Raw genomic sequence first — 15,901 nt, 5'->3', positions numbered from 1 at the left:
TGGGGCTAGCCTCCAAACAAGCGGTCCCACCAACTTTTTTCCTCGATATTACCGTCACAGGTTATATTGTCCGGCAAGCGTATTTCTTCTGCTGGCAATAGTTCGCCATTATCACAATCATTAGGTATGCGTTGCCCTGTCCGTTCATGAAAACGTTGCATTTTCAACGGCTCAGGAATCTCCAACGCCATGCTTAGCGGTGGTTTACGTTCGTAATAGTCAGCGACAACTCTTAACGCACCGCTACTGCCTGTCAGGCCCGTCGGTTGGTTATCATCTCTTCCTAACCAGGCTGTCACCACTTGCTCTCCGTCAACGGCAACAAACCAGCTATCCCGGTAGTCATTGGTGGTACCGGTTTTACCACCCACTTGTTGTCCGGCTAGCACTCGTTGTAAAGCGCTCGCAGTACCTTCCGACACCACACCATGCAAGCCAAACTTCGTCAGGTACGCGACCTTTGAGTCAAACACCTGAGAGGTACTTTTTTCAGGTGTTCGATATAAAACATCGCCCTGATGCGTGGTAATAGACGAAATTGCTGACAGAGACTGGAAACGGCCATCATTCATCAGGGCGCTGTACATTCTGGTGACTGCAAACGGCGTTAATGACGCAGAACCTAAGGTTAACGATGGATACGCTTCCAGTGGCGTTACCACACCCAGCCGCTTCATGTAATCCACGACCGTATCAACACCAACCTCTACACCGACCCTAACTGCCGGAATATTGCGAGACTGAACAAGCGCGTCGTACAGCAGCAAACTCCCTTTAAATTCGGTATCGTAGTTCTGAGGCTCCCAGGTTTTCCCCTGTTTATCTTCAAGTGTAATTGCTTCATCAACAACGGGAGTATGCAGTCCAATACCGGACTCTTGCATTGCGGTTGCATAAATTACAGGTTTTATTAGTGAGCCTATCGGGCGCAGTGCCATCAATGCCCGATTATAACCGACGGTTTGACTGAGTCTTCCGCCAGCCAGCGCCGTTATCGTCCCTTGTCGATAATTCGCCACGACCATAGCGCCTTCCAGCGCACTGTCGTCATCGGTAAGCTTACGCGCCAGCGATTTTTGTACAGCCTCCTGCGCATTAACATCCATGTGGGTGTATATCTTCAAGCCCGTGTCCTGCCAGTCTTCCGGCAACGCCAGGGTTTTCATTTCGCGCTTAATAATATCCATATAGTGAGGATACGGATGCTCTACTAACCGTCGACTTTCCCTCACGTCTAACTGTCGCTGTACCGCGGCGACATAGGTCGATTTTGCGATAAGATCCTGATCAAACATGACCTTTAACACGGTATCCCGGCGCTCTTGAGCGCGTTCAGGAAAACGTCTGGGGTCATAATAAGAAGGGCCTTTTATCATGCCAATGAGCAACGCAACCTCATCAACTGACAGCTCCTGAACTTGTTTACCGAAGTAAAACTGGCTGGCAAGCCCTATGCCGTGAATCGCATTGCGGCCGTCCTGACCGAAATACACTTCGTTTAAATAGGTTTCCAGAATAGTATTTTTATCAAAACGGTAGTCGATAACCAGCGACATCATGGCTTCGTGAAACTTTCGCCATAAGGTTTGTTCGCGGGTGAGGTACAAGTTTTTAACCAACTGCTGAGTTAGCGTTGAGCCCCCCTGAACCGTTCTTCCTGCTCTTAAGTTCGCGACTAACGCTCTTAAAATAGCCCAGGGAGAAACGCCCTTATGATGATAGAAGTTGCGATCTTCCACCTGAAGTAGCGTCTCAATGAGTAGGTTAGGTACCACTTCCAAACCTACCAATAACCGGTCTTCTTTGCTTAGCGTGCTAATTCGACCGATGAGCTCAGGCTCCAAACGAAAGCTATCCAACTCTCTCCCACTGGGCCACGAGGTAATAGATGCAACTCGATCATTCACAAAGTGAACCTGAACCCGCTTAGACATTTGTGGACCGTCTGAGAAGTCAAAAGGCCGACGGTGAACCATGACGCTGTCATTGCCGACCGAATAGTACCCGGACTGCTCAGTGTTATTACTGCGGTTATAGCCAATACGCTCGAGTGTTTTTATCAACGTCGACTGCTGTAATGGGTAACCGGGATAGACACGTAACTCGCCGGCGTACACAAGTGCCGGCGCCTGATAACGCTCTGTTTTAAAGTGCTTAGACAGGGCGGCATCTAGGTATATCGCATACACAGCAATGACGGCAGCAACCGCTAAACCAATCTTAAAGCTTGTCCAGAATAAATAGCTTAACCATTGACGTTTTATCACTGCATTTGCCTTTTGGTTTTATAGGTCGCCTCGGCGTTTATCGGATCTTCCGGCCACGGGTGTTTCGGGTAGCGCCCGCGCATTTCCTTGCGAACGTCCTGATACGCGTTATCCCAAAAACTCTTTAAGTCATTAGTTCGCTGCAGCAGACGGCCTGCCGGCGAGAGTAAATCGACCGATACGACTTGCTGCCCATCAATAATCCGCGGTGAGTCCTTTATGCCAAACATTTCCTGCAATTTCACCTCAACTCGCGGGGTTTCGTCCAGGTAATTTATAAAGATTTTACGTTGCGTGGGCGTTTCCCAGTGTGCCGGGCACGCATTATCCAGCCGTTGCTTTTCATCATAGTTAAGCCAGTACGCCAACGCCTCGTATGGGTCCCATGCTTGTAACTGCGTCAGCGACTTCACCGAAGTCCAGTACGGGTAAGCCCAGGCCTCCAAGTGAGAAAGTAAGCCCTCATATGATAGTGAGTATTCACTTAATTCACTGGTCACTGACTGTAACAAACGCATACGTGCCAGCAGTTGGTTTGCCTTGCGCGACCAGTTAAGCATTTCAAGACCTTTTTTCTTCAGATAGTCCGCAAATGCCTGGCAACGCTCTTCATTGGTCACATCTCCGTCGAGTTTCTCCTCGGACAGAAACAATGCCCCTATGGTCTGCCGCTTAATTCGAGTCAGCGTTTGCTGCGTGCCAACCCAGTCAGCGGAATAAATGTCAGTAGTTGATAACCCAGCGGCCTCTATTGCACCGAAAATGTCAGGCAGCTCGGCATAACTCCGTACTTTGCCGTTGCTATCACTCTGTTGAAAGGTTGCGTCAAATATAACCGTCCATTGAGGCTGGTTTAATAACTCGGCAACGGATGCGAGTCGCCCGCCGGTGACCAGCTGGTAACTTTTCTTCGCTTTGCTGTACTTTGCCAACCTGTCGGGAAACCCTGCGACCAGCGCTTTTTCTAAGCCTTTGTTGTTAGCTCGCGTACTCTCAGACACCTGTAAACGCTTTAACCAATACTGCCAACGCCTGCGCCAGCGACTCAATGTCTGACGTTGTTGATAATGTTGCTGTGCACTGTCGAGAATATCGAGCGTTTTAATGTGCGCCGATGGCTCTTCCAGGGTCGCCAAAGCCTGGGCGCAAGCAGCCTTCAGTTCATGACTTTCTGAGCGGGCCGCATCGCAAATGAGTGCAAGACGCGCATCGGTGCCCGGGTCGAGAGTCTTCGCTTTCTGCGTCAACTGACCATCAACCAAAAGCCCTGTTAATGACAAAAACTGCTCAGCAACCCGGCAATGCACAGAGTTGGGCGGTGTCAGCCAGGCCAGTTCGTCGACTGAACTGCCCCACTTCATCACTTCCAGTACCAGTGACGTTAAGTCCTGACTTTCTATGTCGGCAGAAGCGTACTCAGGCTGACCGTGCTCGTCCGCTTTAGACCAAACGCGGTAGCATGTTCCGGGCTGCAATCGTCCTGCGCGGCCAGCTCGCTGCGTTGCGGATGCTTTAGACACAAAGTGCGTAGTCAACTGGTTCATACCGTAACCCGGCAAAAAGTTCGCTCGACGTTCACGTCCGCTGTCCACAACCACATCTATGCCTTCTATGGTTAGGCTCGTCTCTGCAATATTAGTCGCGAGAATAATTCGCTTACCATCACTGGCTTTTAACGCGTGCTGCTGCTCTTTAAGTGACAGCCGGCTATGCAGTGTATAAACACCGACATCGGTTGCTACCAGAGAGCCCAGTGCTTGTTGCACACGTTCAATTTCGTAGATACCCGGCAGAAACACCAGCACGCCTTTGTCAGCGTTTCCCAAAGCCTCGACAATGACGCTGGGCAAATGCAGTAACCACTCACTTCGCGTTTTGGGTGCTCGGTATTGAATGTCTATTGGAAAGCTACGCCCTTCGCTTCTAAGCGTTGTTACCCCTTCACAATACCCGGACAACCACTCAGAAATAGCTTCGGCCGGCAGTGTCGCCGACATGACCAACAGGTTTAAATCGTCACGTAATGGCAGCGCGTCCACGACTAACGCCAAGCTTAAATCACTGTGTAAATTGCGTTCATGAAATTCGTCAAATATCAGTGTGGAGATATCACTAAGCTCAGGGTCTTCCTGTAACCAGCGTACTAATACGCCTTCAGTGACGACAAGAAGCTTAGTGCTCTTCGAGCGTTTCGTCTCACCGCGCACAATATAGCCAACCGTTTCGCCAACCTGTTCTCCCAGTTGCCTGGACAGGTAACTGGCCACATTGACAGCAGCAACCCGACGCGGCTGCAGCATAACAGTAATACCATGAGTGCCCAGTTGTTCGCGCAGTAAATAAAGAGGCAGGAAGGTCGATTTACCGGCACCCGGCGGTGCCTCTAAAACCACACGTGCTGCCGGGAAGCATTGCGCTAACGCCGGCAGCACGTTTTCAACAGGTAGGCTCATACCAAATTAGTCACCTTGAACAGTAGCGGCAATGGTTCTGACGCCTAACGCTGTCGCCCCTGTTGACCACATAGCTGTCGCAGACTTCTGATACGCCCCGGCTAAGTCAAAGTGCAGCCAGCCTTTACCTTGCTCAGGCGCAAAGCGCAGCAGGAAACCGGCCGCATTGCTGGCCCCTCCGGCACCACCACCTTTTTGCGGGCGGCTGTTTGCGGTATCGGCAAAAGCCGATGGGCAGTTTTCCGAATGCCATGGAGCCAGCGGCAAACGCCACAGTAACTCGTGCTCTTTGTCGGCATTTTTCAATGCTCGGGCCGCAGCGCTGTCATCGACACTAAACAACGCATTGTATTCGTTACCCACGGCCATTTGAGCGGCACCGGTCAGCGTAGCTGCATCAATAATATTCTTCGCACCAAACTCACCGGCAGCCTGCAAGCCGTCAGCAAGCACCAAACGACCTTCGGCGTCAGTATTAACCACTTCTACGGTCAAACCGTTCTTATAACGAATAATATCGCCCAGCTTGTACGCACGTCCATCAATCATGTTTTCAGCGCAGCAAAGAATCAATTTAACGCGCTTGTTCAGGCCACGGCGAATAGCCAACGACAATGCACCAGTCACTGTTGCCGCACCACCCATGTCGCACTTCATAGACAACATGCCTTCGCTCGGCTTAATGCTGTAGCCACCGCTGTCATAGGTAATACCTTTACCGATAAGCGCTGTATCAACAGGCGCGTTGTCGTCGCCAGTTGGGTTGTAGTCAAGTACCAACATGCCAGGCGCATGCTGGCTGGCACGACCCACGGTATAAATTCCCATCCAACCTGCGTCTTTCAGAGCCTCACCTTTAATAAACTCTGCGCTTATCGCATCGGGCGCTAACCCTATAAAATGTTCAATAACGCGCTCAGCCAGGCTTTCCGGATAAATATCTTCTGCCGGTAAGTTGGTGAGCTCACGGCTAAAGCGGGTGGCATCACGCATAGCGTCAAGATGTTTTGCCGCTTCTGCGTCGTCTGCGTGCCATATCACATCATTTTTCGAAAGTGTTGACGTAAAGCCCTGATACAGCGCCCACTGGCGTTCCATATCCCAGCCGTCACCAGACACTGCGACCTTTATTACGCCATTGTTGTCGAGGGTTCGTCCCGCTTTTTGAATACGCCGCAAATTCTCAGACTCATCGTCTACCAAAATTATTTTTGCTGCGTCGCCGTCAAAAACGACGTTAGACTTCGGGTTCCAATGAGCTGCAGGTGCTTCATTCGTTAAGTAAACCGCTAGTGCGCTGGACATTCTCAACCTCTCTCGATAATTTGCTTTCAGTTACTTTAGAGTTATGAGGCCTCTGATGCAATTTAACAAGCCCCTTCGCCGGGGAGTTTTACAAAAACGCTATAAACGCTTTCTTGCCGACATTGATTTTGGTGATGGGCAAATAACAACGGTTCACTGCCCGAACACCGGTGCAATGACAGGCTGTGCTGAACCTGGGTTCGACGCATATTGCAGTCTTTCTGACAACAAAAAACGTAAGTATTCACATACCTGGGAGTTATCACGAACCAAGGAAGGCGAATTTATTGCGGTGAATACCGGCTGTGCCAATACCCTGGCCGGAGAGCTGCTAAATAGCGAACTTATACCGGAGCTTAGCGGTTGGTCCGAACTGAGGGCTGAAAAAAAGTACGGGCAAGAGAACAGCCGTATCGACTGGTGGGGAATAGACCCTAATGGCAACGAATGCTTTGTCGAGGTAAAAAGTGTGACCCTGGCAGAGGGGAAACACGGTTATTTCCCTGACGCGGTCAGCCAGCGAGCACATAAGCATTTGCATGAGCTCATGCATGTTGTCGATGAAGGACACAGAGCCGTTCAGCTTTATATGGTGATGCATACCGGTATTGAATCAGTCAGCCCGGCGAAACATATCGATCCAAAATACGCGGAACTGTGTATTAAAGCGGCTGAACATGGCGTCGAATTTTACGCAGTGAAATGCACTGTTAATGAAAAAGAAATTCGACTGGAGAGACCAGTTGCAGTGCGCTTGTAGCGCGCGGCATTGAGCTAAATTTTGAACAAAAGAGTTGTTGAAATAGCGTTGCCAACCTGACCCCTTTCTGGTATATGTAGCGTCCTTTTTTAAACGCACGCTTTTAGAGCACTCTAGTTTTAGAGAATTAGGAGATCCAAAATGCCTCAAGGCAAGGAAAAGAAAACCCATGGCATTCTGGCACTAGCCGGCCTGGAGCCTTATCAGGAGAAGCAGGGCGAAGAGTACATGAATGACGCGCAGCGTGCGCATTTTCGTCGTATTCTGGAAGAATGGCGTCGTCAGTTACGCCAGGAAGTTGATCGCACCGTGCATCATATGAAAGATGAAGCAGCGAACTTCCCTGACCCAGTTGACCGCGCGGCACAAGAAGAAGAGTTCAGCATTGAATTGCGCACTCGTGACCGTGAACGTAAGTTGATTAAGAAAATTGAGAAAACGCTGCAAAAAATTGAAGACGATGACTTCGGCTTTTGTGATTCATGCGGCATAGAAATTGGTATTCGCCGCTTAGAAGCGCGTCCAACAGCGGATCTCTGCGTTGACTGCAAAACCCTGGCAGAAATGAAAGAGAAACAAATGACAGGAGCCTAAGGGCTCATGTACCGCGGCCGATTTGCCCCGACCCCGTCGGGGCCTCTACATTTAGGCTCGTTGGTTGCTGCTGTTGGTAGCTACCTTGATGCTCATGCGCATAACGGCCAGTGGTTTGTTCGTATTGAAGATGTCGACAAACCTCGCGCAGTTCCGGGCGCTGCCGATACTATCCTCCGCCAACTCGAAGACCACGGACTCACCTGGCACGGTGAGGTTATTTTTCAAAGTGACCGTGACGAGTCGTATCAGGATTACATCAACTCGCTAGCTTCCGCCGGTTGCATCTATCAATGCGACTGTTCACGTAAGGCCATTCGCGAGCGCGGTGGTATTTATGATGGCTATTGCCGAACTCATCAACCACGCCCGACACCTTATGCATTACGCTATATTAACAGCAACCCCGTCAATCAATTCAATGACCGGGCACTCGGCATACAGCAGGGTGATACCAGCACCTGTGCAGAAGACTTTGTCGTGAAGCGCCGTGATGGCTTGTACGCATACCAATTAGCGGTGGTAGTTGATGATATTGAGCAAGGTATTACCGATATTGTTCGTGGTAGCGACCTGGTTGTTCCGAGCTTTTGGCAGCTCACTTTGTGGCAGCATATCGCTAAAACCGAGCCTCGAATGATGCACTTACCATTAGTGACATCGAATGACGGCCGTAAGCTCAGCAAACAAAATCACGCGCCAGCAATAAACAGCCAACACGCGTCAGACAATCTGTTAACAGCGCTGAATTACCTGGGTATTGATGCCCATGAACTCAGTGAAACGCGACAAATCGATGAGATATTGGCCTTTGCGGTGCAAAAATGGCGCAAAAAGTGGCACATTACGCCTGCTTGACGGTACAATATGCGACCAATTGAGAAGAAACAACAATAACAATGGTAAGGGAGAAACCACCATTATTAAGCGAATAAAAGAGTTAGCAAAACGCGCTTTCTCCAGCAAGGATACTACCAGCAACAGTCGTTTACCGGCGTTGAAAGTTATCCCAAGAGATAAACACCCCGTATCCCGGAACGACATTAGCAAAAACGCACTTAAAGTCCTTTACCGCTTGCATAACAGCGGCTTCGACGCCTATTTAGTAGGCGGTTGCGTACGTGACATTTTATTAGGTATTCAACCGAAAGACTTCGACGTGACCACCAATGCGACGCCTGAACAGGTGAAATCGCTATTTCGAAACTGCCGCCTTATTGGTCGTCGGTTTCGTCTAGCGCATGTTGTGTTTGGCAAAGAGATTATTGAGGTTGCTACGTTTCGCGGGCATCACGCCGATGACGCCGACTCAAAAAGCAGTAAGAAAAGCCAGCACGCACACAGTGATGAGCATGGTCAGTTAGTACGCGACAATGTCTATGGCACCATAGAGGAAGACGCCGAACGCCGCGACTTCACGGCTAACGCGCTGTATTACAACATTGCGGACTTTGCCATTTACGACTTTGCGAACGGCGTAGAAGATATCAACAAAGGTGTTTTACGCTTAATTGGTGATGCTGAAACACGCTACCGCGAAGACCCGGTCAGAATGCTGCGTGCGGTACGTTTTGCGACCAAGCTCAATATGCAACTAGATACCGCGGTACGTGACCCTATTCCTGAACTAGCGTCATTGCTTGCAAACATTCCGCCAGCGCGTCTGTTTGACGAATTTCTGAAAATGTTCATGTCGGGTAAAGCCACTGCCAACTTTTCCATGATGATGGAGCTGGGGCTGTTTCAGCAGCTATTCCCAATGCTTAAAGGGCACCTCAGTGACGCCCAGTCACCCGCATACCAAATGCTGTTAAAAGCATTTAAAGATACCGACAAGCGCATTGCTGAAGACAAACGGGTCACCCCGGCCTACCTTGTTGCTGTGTTGTTGTGGTGGCCATTACTGGCCCGCAAAGAGCAACTGGAAAACGAAGGTGGTCTGCCGCCTATGGATGCGATTAACATTGCCGCCGCCGATGTCGTACACAGGCAGTCTCAGCGTGTTTCTATTCCTAAACGCTTTAGTTTACCGGCGCGTGAAATTTGGCAATTACAACGACGTTTGCAAGTCACTAAAGGTGGCAGAGCAATGAAAGCGCTTGAGCACAAACGCTTCCGCGCCGCTTATGATTTTATGTTGCTGCGCTCACACGCCGAGCCCGAAGACAAAAAACTGGCTGAACTGGCTCAGTTCTGGACAGAAGCTCAGAACAACCCAACGAAGCTCAAAACCGGTAAGTCCGGCGCTCCCACTCGCAAGCCGAGACGCCGTCGTCGCGGACCGCGTAAGAAGAAACCACAAAGCAACTCAGATAATGGCTCAGCATAATGCCTATGTCGCACTGGGGAGTAATTTAAACGATCCGCTCAATAACTTACTCAGTGCGCTGTCACGATTAAATCGGTCCAATAAGTGGCAACTTCTCAGCTATTCTTCGCTTTACGGCAGCAAGCCCATGGGACCGCAAGATCAGCCTGACTATGTTAATGCCGTGTGCCAGTTGAAGACGGAATTGTCTGCTTACGACTTGCTGCAGTCACTGCATGATATTGAAGACGAGTTTGGTCGCAAACGCATTCGTCATTGGGGTGAGCGCACATTAGATCTCGATTTACTATTATTCAATAACGAGACACATCAAAAACCAGACCTGACGGTTCCACACCCGGGTATTTATGAACGTAGCTTTGTCCTGTATCCGCTGGCTGAAATAGCGCCAGCAATTGTCTTACCCAACGGCAAAACAGTGACTGAGCAAGCCAAGACACTTACCGAAAGCGGTCTTGACGTGCTAGTCTACCAGTCATCTATTTCTTTATAACTTTGCTAAAGGTCGCATAATGGCTACAACCAGCATTGCTACACTGCAAAAAATGAAGCGTGAAGGCGTTAAAATTAGCTCGCTTACCGCCTACGACTCCAGCTTCGCAAAATTAATGACCGAACAAGGTGTCGACTTTATGCTTGTCGGCGACTCATTAGGTAATGTTGTTCAGGGCCGCAATTCGACAGTTCCAGTCACACTCGGTGACATGGCCTACCATACCGAATGTGTGCGCCGCGGCGCCCCTGAAGCCTTCGTTATTAGCGATATGTCGTTCATGACCTATTCGACACCAGAGCAAACCTATGACAATGCAGCGGCACTTATGCAAGCCGGTGCCAATATGGTGAAGCTGGAAGGCGGGGAATGGCTGGAAGAAACCATTAAGGGGTTGCATACTCGCGGAATTCCGGTCTGTGCACACCTTGGTTTACTGCCGCAGTCAGTCAATGTGCTAGGCGGCTACAAAGTACAGGGTAAAGAAGAGCAACAGGCAGAAAACACCCTGCGTCAGGCAAAAGCACTCGAAGCCGCAGGCGCTCAACTGCTGGTGTTGGAGTGTATTCCATCCAGTTTAGGCAAACGCATTACCGACGCCTTAACTATTCCGACCATTGGTATCGGTGCTGGTCCTGACACCGACGGACAGATATTGGTAATGCACGACATGCTGGGCATGAACAGTGACTATTTGCCCAAATTTGCCAAAGACTTTCTGGCGCAGGGCGGTTCTCTCGCCGACGCGTTTCGTTTATACACCGAGCAAGTGCGCTCGGGCGAATTTCCGGCTCCGGAGCACTGCTATAAATGAAGGTACTAAAAAGCTTACAGGAGCTTCGTGAGTGGCGTAGTGCACGGAAGGAGGTTGCTCTCGTTCCAACTATGGGCAACTTACATGACGGCCACTTACAGCTGGTAAAAAGTGCGCTGCAACATTGCGACAATGTGGTGGTGAGTATTTTTGTGAACCCAATGCAGTTTGGCCCCAACGAAGATCTCGACAGTTACCCCAGAACCTTAGACGCCGACTGCGCTGCATTAGAGAAGTTGGGCGTTAGTGCCGTATTTACTCCCACAGTCAGTGATGTTTATCCACGCGGACTCGAGCAACAGACGAAGGTCAGCGTGCCCGGCATTAGCAATATTTTATGTGGCGCCAGCCGCCCAGGCCATTTTGACGGTGTGGCGACTATCGTCTGCAAGCTGTTCAATATGGTGCAGCCTCAAGTTGCTGTTTTTGGCGAAAAAGACTATCAGCAACTGCAAGTCATTCGGCTGATGACTCAGGACTTAAGCTTGCCGGTAGAAGTTATTGGCGTGCCAACACAGCGAGAAGCCAGCGGTTTGGCTTTAAGCTCACGCAACGGTTATTTGACAGCAGAAGAGAAAACTCAGGCAACAGCGTTCTACAAAAGCCTTCAAGATGCGAAAGCGGGGCTTGAACGCCGGGAAGACTTTGAGCAGATAGAGTCTCAGGCAGTGCAACAGCTGGGAAAAGCTGGTTTTAAAGTGGACTACTTTAGCATCCGTAACGCAAACGACTTACAGCCAGCCTCTAAAACCGACGAAAAGTGGGTTATATTGGCCGCTGCTTTTCTCGGAAAAACTCGCTTGATAGACAACCTTCAGGCAGATAACCCAGCGGCCACTTAACTCACTTTTCGGCTTAGTTCAGCATACCGAGCTCACGCATCTCGGTATGCAACGCCCCTCTCAGACTGGTTGCTTTGGATGCGATTTCACGCTGCTCTTCCAGTACTTCCTCGAGCATATCGTGCGTTGTTAGCGGGTTTGCCAGCACGACACGGAATACAACCGTAGGCTCATGGTGGTATTGCCCAGGCGTCAATTTGGTCCGCGATACAAATGAACGTCCGGTTTCACGCTGACGCTTTTGAATGTAACGCGTCAACGCATTTAAGTGCGGGGTTAAGCGTGCCAGCTGCTCAGGCGTAGCGTTTTCAAGCGCCTTTTTAACTCTTGCCGGTACAAAGCGATAGGTCAGTATACAAAGCTCCGGCTCGGTAATGACCTCAAAGTCATCCTGCTCGCTAATAAGCTTCGAGAAATACCGCGCTTTATCAATACTGTTGTTAATTAGCAGCTCATAACCCCGGCGCCCTATCACGTGCATAGCGGAAAAGACCATCATGGCCATGCCCGCCCGGGAGCCTTCCATTGTATGCGAGCCTAAGTCTTTAGAGCCTTGTCGAATAATATACTCGGCATGGTGTTCTATCGACTTCACCAGCGACGGGTTCTTAAACAACACCAGCCCCGCGCCCATAGGCACATACATTTGTTTATGAGCGTCAATGGTAATACTGTCGGCACGCTCAACGCCATGCAATAGCGAACGGTGCTGCTCAGATAACAGCGTTGCGCCTCCCCAGGCGGCATCGATGTGAAAGTGCGCGCCAATGTCTTCTGCAACATCGGCCATTTCGTCCAACGGGTCTATGTGTCCTGTTTCTGTGGTACCAGCCACACCAACCAGCGCCAGCACTTTGCCGCCTTCCGCCGCTATTGATTCGCAGGTTTCACGCAGCTTATCGATACGAATGCGATTGTTGCTGTCCGTTGGCACTGAGACTAAGTTGCGGCGCCCAATACCCAAAATATCGGCGGCTTTACTCAACGAGTAATGCCCTCGCTCAGAGACCACCACCGTCAGGCGTGAATAACCATAATGTTGTAAGCCTGCAGCAATACCGTCCGCCGCAATGCCACCGAAGTTACCGTCAGCCTGTAGCAACCGGTTTCTGGCGACCCACAAAGCCGTCATATTGGCGATAGTGCCGCCTGAGCAAAAGGCGCCCAATGAATGCTGTGCACTGTGCATCCAACGGTTATAGAATGCTGCTTCTTCTCGGTAAACCAAATGATGCAGCATGCCAATAACGTTACGTTCTAACGGTGTGAACGCCTTCGAGGTTTCTATTTTTACCAGATTTTGATTCAGCCCAACCATCAACTTCGCTAACGGCAATAGGAAGTAAGGCAAAGCCGATGTCATGTGGCCAATAAAACGCGGCGAAGCGGTATGTACTGAGTGCGCCACCAATTTATCGAGCAAAAACTCAGTATGGTCAGAAACGAACTGCGGCTCTTCCGGAATTTGCGAGCGGTCAAAGTCCCGCTCAATTTCCTGCAGGGGTTTCTCGCGCGCAACGATATGATCGCCAAGAAACCCCATGAGGTTCTCAGACAAATGCTTTTCAATTTTACTCAGTGTTGAGTCGGGCGCTTCAGGAATCGTAAAAATGCGGTAAAGCGATTCTTCACTGACTTCAGCCACGTCTGGTTTAGAGCTCAATTAGGTCTCCTTCGATAAATCTGCATCGAGTTGCCACAACGGCTGGCCACTGGTTTTATATTTTCGCTCAAAAGGTGTCATAACTTCGTCGTTACTTTTAACAAGTGACACTTGTGCCTGATAGCCACTCACCATAAGTGCTTGTGTCACTTCCAGCAAGTAAAGGCTCCAGTTTGAACGCATATGCAACTGTCCGCCAAGCTCAACGACGTTTTTCCACACCGGGCTGCCATGCCAGCGGCGCGATAAATGAGCAGCCTTAGGCCATGGATTTGGGTACAAAATACAATGTTTCTCAAGCGCCCAGTTAGCCTGGTTGGCCAGCCGCCAAAAGTCGATAAGATCAGCCCTAACCACCCAGTAGCGCTGACCTTTTTCATTATTCTGATAGTGACTATGACGTGCCAGTCGGTGCGCTGACTTATCAACGCCAATAACCATAGCGTCCGGGTGTTGAGCCGCCAGTTTTGCTGTACTTTCACCAACTCCACAGCAGGAATCCAAAATAACCGGCCCCTTCCAGTCTTCAACCTGAGCATTAATTTCCTCAAACGCTCTCAGGTTATGCTCCTGAAATGGCTTCTTGAAAACAGTGCTTAAGTGGCGCTCAACCACGGCGACAGTGTCTTCATGTGGCCCATGTTGGTTACTGCTTACTGGCCTTGCTTCATTCATTACGAGCGAATTCCTATGCCTTTCTCAAGGATGTAATACGCCATTGCAAAAAACAGCACATTAAACCCGACCAGTACCGCAATAGCGACACCAATACCAACGTCCGACTGACCTAAAAAGCCGTAGCGGAAACCGTTCACCATATAAAGCACTGGGTTTGCCATTGACACTTTTTGCCAAAACTCCGGCAGTAAGCTCACCGAGTAGAACACCCCACCTAAATAGGTCAACGGCGTCAGTACAAAGGTTGGCACTATGGATATATCGTCAAAAGTTTTACCATAAACGGCATTAATCAGACCACCTAAGCAGAATAAGGTCGAAGTTAGTACCACCGTCAAAACAACATACCCGATATGAGCAATTTGAATATCGGCGAACAGGAACGACACGCAAGTGACAATAACCGCCACTATCATCGCCCGAGCCATGCCTCCACCGATATAGCCCGCAATAATAACTGAGGTGGGCACCGGCGACACCAGCATCTCTTCAATATTGCGTTGAAATTTCGCACTGAAAAACGAAGAAGCGACGTTTGAATAGGAGTTGGTAATAACCGACATCATAATAAGACCCGGTACAATAAACTCCATGTAGCCAACACCACTCATTTCACCAATGCGTTCACCGACAATGCTACCGAAAATCACAAAGTACAACGTCATGGTAATTGCAGGCGGCACCAACGTTTGCACCCAAATTCTTAAAAAGCGGGTGCACTCTTTTATCCAAATGGTCTTCAGTGCGATAAAGTTTGATGCTGAATGACTCATTGCGCAGCCTCCTTCTGACGACCCTGCTCAACCATTGAGACAAAAAGCTCTTCAAGTCGGTTTGCTTTGTTTCGCATGGATAATACTTTTACCTGTTGTTCGCTAAGTTGCTCAAACACACGGTTGAGACCGGCATCTTTATCGACTTCGACTTCAATCGTGTGGTCGTCTGTCCAACGATGATTAAAGCCGTCAATGGTCGCACCCTTGTGACCAGGCTCAATATCGAGAATAAAGGTTTCCCGACTGAGCGTCGCCAATAAACGCTTGATTGAGGTGTCTTCCACGATTTGGCCCGCATCAATAATGCCAATATTGCGGCACAGCATTTCCGCTTCTTCGAGATAATGCGTTGTCAAAATAATGGTAATGCCCTGCTCGTTTATTTTGGTCAGGTAGTCCCACATTGAGCGGCGCAGCTCTATGTCGACACCGGCAGTAGGCTCATCCAAAATCAATAGCTTCGGCTCGTGCAGTAACGCCCGGGCAATCATTAAGCGGCGCTTCATACCGCCTGACAAAGAACGCGCAGGTTCATTTCGCTTGTCCCATAAACCTAACTGTTTCAGGTACTTTTCTGAGCGCTCTTTGGCAAGTTGTCTGGGCACACCATAGTATCCAGCCTGGTTCACCACTATTTGCTGAACCGTTTCGAACTGGTTGAAGTTGAATTCCTGTGGCACTAAACCAATTTGGCGTTTTAAATCCGCTAACTGCGTGTCCAGGTCATACCCAAACACACTCACGGTGCCCGCAGTCTTATTCACCAACGACGAAATAATGCCGATAGTGGTCGACTTACCTGCACCATTAGGCCCAAGCAATGCATAAAAATCGCCTTCTTCTACCGACAGATCGATACCTTTTAGGGCTTCAAAACCACCTCGGTATACTTTTCTTAACCCTTTAATTTCTAGCGCTTTCATACTC

The 15,901-nt window shown here is 49.7% G+C and carries 14 protein-coding genes; 7 read left to right on the top strand and 7 right to left on the bottom strand.

Annotation, left to right across the window (positions count from 1 at the left end):
- Window positions 1-5 precede the first annotated feature (5 nt).
- From mrcB to pepB, 3 genes are read right to left on the bottom strand one after another with little or no spacing between them, the layout of a single operon-like run.
- Entirely contained in the window at window positions 6-2,267 is a 2,262-nt protein-coding gene (gene mrcB / locus B3850_RS00475; RefSeq protein ID WP_286911222.1) for a penicillin-binding protein 1B, read from the bottom strand.
- Window positions 2,264-4,720 carry an ATP-dependent helicase HrpB gene (gene hrpB, locus B3850_RS00470; RefSeq protein ID WP_286876016.1) on the bottom strand — a complete coding sequence of 819 codons (2,457 nt, stop codon included), beginning with the start codon at window positions 4,718-4,720 and terminating at the stop codon, window positions 2,264-2,266. The genes mrcB and hrpB overlap by 4 nt, the downstream gene beginning before the upstream one ends.
- Before the next feature lie 6 nt (window positions 4,721-4,726).
- Window positions 4,727-6,025 carry an aminopeptidase PepB gene (gene pepB, locus B3850_RS00465; protein WP_286876018.1) on the bottom strand — a complete coding sequence of 433 codons (1,299 nt, stop codon included), beginning with the start codon at window positions 6,023-6,025 and terminating at the stop codon, window positions 4,727-4,729.
- A gap of 55 nt (window positions 6,026-6,080) precedes the next feature.
- Between pepB and sfsA the strand changes: the two genes are divergently transcribed.
- The 7 genes from sfsA to panC all read left to right on the top strand — a co-directional run bounded on the left by sfsA (window position 6,081) and on the right by panC (window position 11,857).
- The gene (sfsA, locus tag B3850_RS00460; protein WP_286876019.1) at window positions 6,081-6,785 is read left to right on the top strand and encodes a DNA/RNA nuclease SfsA; all 705 of its coding nucleotides are present in this window, start codon (window positions 6,081-6,083) and stop codon (window positions 6,783-6,785) included.
- A 141-nt stretch (window positions 6,786-6,926) separates the two neighbouring features.
- Window positions 6,927-7,379, top strand: coding sequence for an RNA polymerase-binding protein DksA (gene dksA / locus B3850_RS00455; protein ID WP_053953875.1), 453 nt, complete (start codon window positions 6,927-6,929; stop codon window positions 7,377-7,379).
- A gap of 6 nt (window positions 7,380-7,385) precedes the next feature.
- Window positions 7,386-8,237, top strand: coding sequence for a tRNA glutamyl-Q(34) synthetase GluQRS (gene gluQRS / locus B3850_RS00450; RefSeq protein WP_286876021.1), 852 nt, complete (start codon window positions 7,386-7,388; stop codon window positions 8,235-8,237).
- A 148-nt stretch (window positions 8,238-8,385) separates the two neighbouring features.
- Window positions 8,386-9,708 (top strand): polynucleotide adenylyltransferase PcnB, encoded by a 1,323-nt coding sequence (gene pcnB / locus B3850_RS00445; protein ID WP_286876055.1) that lies wholly within the window; start codon window positions 8,386-8,388, stop codon window positions 9,706-9,708.
- A complete protein-coding gene (folK, locus tag B3850_RS00440; protein ID WP_286876023.1) occupies window positions 9,695-10,201 on the top strand; it encodes a 2-amino-4-hydroxy-6-hydroxymethyldihydropteridine diphosphokinase in 507 nt (168 codons plus the stop codon). Before pcnB ends, folK begins: the two co-directional genes overlap by 14 nt.
- A 19-nt stretch (window positions 10,202-10,220) precedes the next feature.
- Complete coding sequence (panB, locus tag B3850_RS00435) at window positions 10,221-11,015, top strand: 3-methyl-2-oxobutanoate hydroxymethyltransferase (protein WP_286876025.1); 795 nt, start codon at window positions 10,221-10,223, stop codon at window positions 11,013-11,015.
- Window positions 11,012-11,857: a pantoate--beta-alanine ligase gene (panC, locus tag B3850_RS00430; RefSeq protein ID WP_286876027.1), complete on the top strand. Its 846-nt coding sequence runs from the start codon at window positions 11,012-11,014 to the stop codon at window positions 11,855-11,857. Before panB ends, panC begins: the two co-directional genes overlap by 4 nt.
- A 13-nt stretch (window positions 11,858-11,870) precedes the next feature.
- Here panC and panP read toward each other — a convergent pair whose 3' ends face one another.
- From panP to B3850_RS00410, 4 genes are read right to left on the bottom strand one after another with little or no spacing between them, the layout of a single operon-like run.
- Window positions 11,871-13,520, bottom strand: a complete 1,650-nt coding sequence (gene panP, locus B3850_RS00425) for a pyridoxal-dependent aspartate 1-decarboxylase PanP (protein ID WP_286876029.1) — start codon at window positions 13,518-13,520, stop codon at window positions 11,871-11,873.
- On the bottom strand, window positions 13,521-14,195 hold the full coding sequence (trmB, locus tag B3850_RS00420) for a tRNA (guanine(46)-N(7))-methyltransferase TrmB (protein ID WP_286876031.1): 675 nt from the start codon (window positions 14,193-14,195) through the stop codon (window positions 13,521-13,523).
- The gene (locus B3850_RS00415; protein WP_286876033.1) at window positions 14,195-14,971 is read right to left on the bottom strand and encodes an ABC transporter permease; all 777 of its coding nucleotides are present in this window, start codon (window positions 14,969-14,971) and stop codon (window positions 14,195-14,197) included. The genes trmB and B3850_RS00415 overlap by 1 nt, the downstream gene beginning before the upstream one ends.
- Complete coding sequence (locus B3850_RS00410; RefSeq protein ID WP_286911221.1) at window positions 14,968-15,897, bottom strand: ABC transporter ATP-binding protein; 930 nt, start codon at window positions 15,895-15,897, stop codon at window positions 14,968-14,970. Before B3850_RS00410 ends, B3850_RS00415 begins: the two co-directional genes overlap by 4 nt.
- Between the last annotated feature and the right edge of the window lie 4 nt (window positions 15,898-15,901).

The sequence above is a fragment of the Idiomarina sp. UBA4520 genome (genome assembly GCF_002388365.1).
GTDB classification, from domain to species: Bacteria; Pseudomonadota; Gammaproteobacteria; order Enterobacterales; family Alteromonadaceae; genus Idiomarina; species Idiomarina zobellii.
Note: the sequence above shows the minus strand (reverse complement) of the source record. Positions and strands in the feature narration are given on the sequence as shown.

What these genes read in the sequence shown, in the direction of transcription:
- pepB (WP_286876018.1), bottom strand. Translation starts at nt 6,025, where the DNA reads ATGTCCAGCGCACTAGCGGTTTACTTAACGAATGAAGCACCTGCAGCT.
- panC (WP_286876027.1), top strand. Translation starts at nt 11,012, where the DNA reads ATGAAGGTACTAAAAAGCTTACAGGAGCTTCGTGAGTGGCGTAGTGCA.
- gluQRS (WP_286876021.1), top strand. Translation starts at nt 7,386, where the DNA reads ATGTACCGCGGCCGATTTGCCCCGACCCCGTCGGGGCCTCTACATTTA.
- hrpB (WP_286876016.1), bottom strand. Translation starts at nt 4,720, where the DNA reads ATGAGCCTACCTGTTGAAAACGTGCTGCCGGCGTTAGCGCAATGCTTC.
- trmB (WP_286876031.1), bottom strand. Translation starts at nt 14,195, where the DNA reads ATGAATGAAGCAAGGCCAGTAAGCAGTAACCAACATGGGCCACATGAA.
- sfsA (WP_286876019.1), top strand. Translation starts at nt 6,081, where the DNA reads ATGCAATTTAACAAGCCCCTTCGCCGGGGAGTTTTACAAAAACGCTAT.
- folK (WP_286876023.1), top strand. Translation starts at nt 9,695, where the DNA reads ATGGCTCAGCATAATGCCTATGTCGCACTGGGGAGTAATTTAAACGAT.
- B3850_RS00410 (WP_286911221.1), bottom strand. Translation starts at nt 15,897, where the DNA reads ATGAAAGCGCTAGAAATTAAAGGGTTAAGAAAAGTATACCGAGGTGGT.
- B3850_RS00415 (WP_286876033.1), bottom strand. Translation starts at nt 14,971, where the DNA reads ATGAGTCATTCAGCATCAAACTTTATCGCACTGAAGACCATTTGGATA.
- dksA (WP_053953875.1), top strand. Translation starts at nt 6,927, where the DNA reads ATGCCTCAAGGCAAGGAAAAGAAAACCCATGGCATTCTGGCACTAGCC.
- panB (WP_286876025.1), top strand. Translation starts at nt 10,221, where the DNA reads ATGGCTACAACCAGCATTGCTACACTGCAAAAAATGAAGCGTGAAGGC.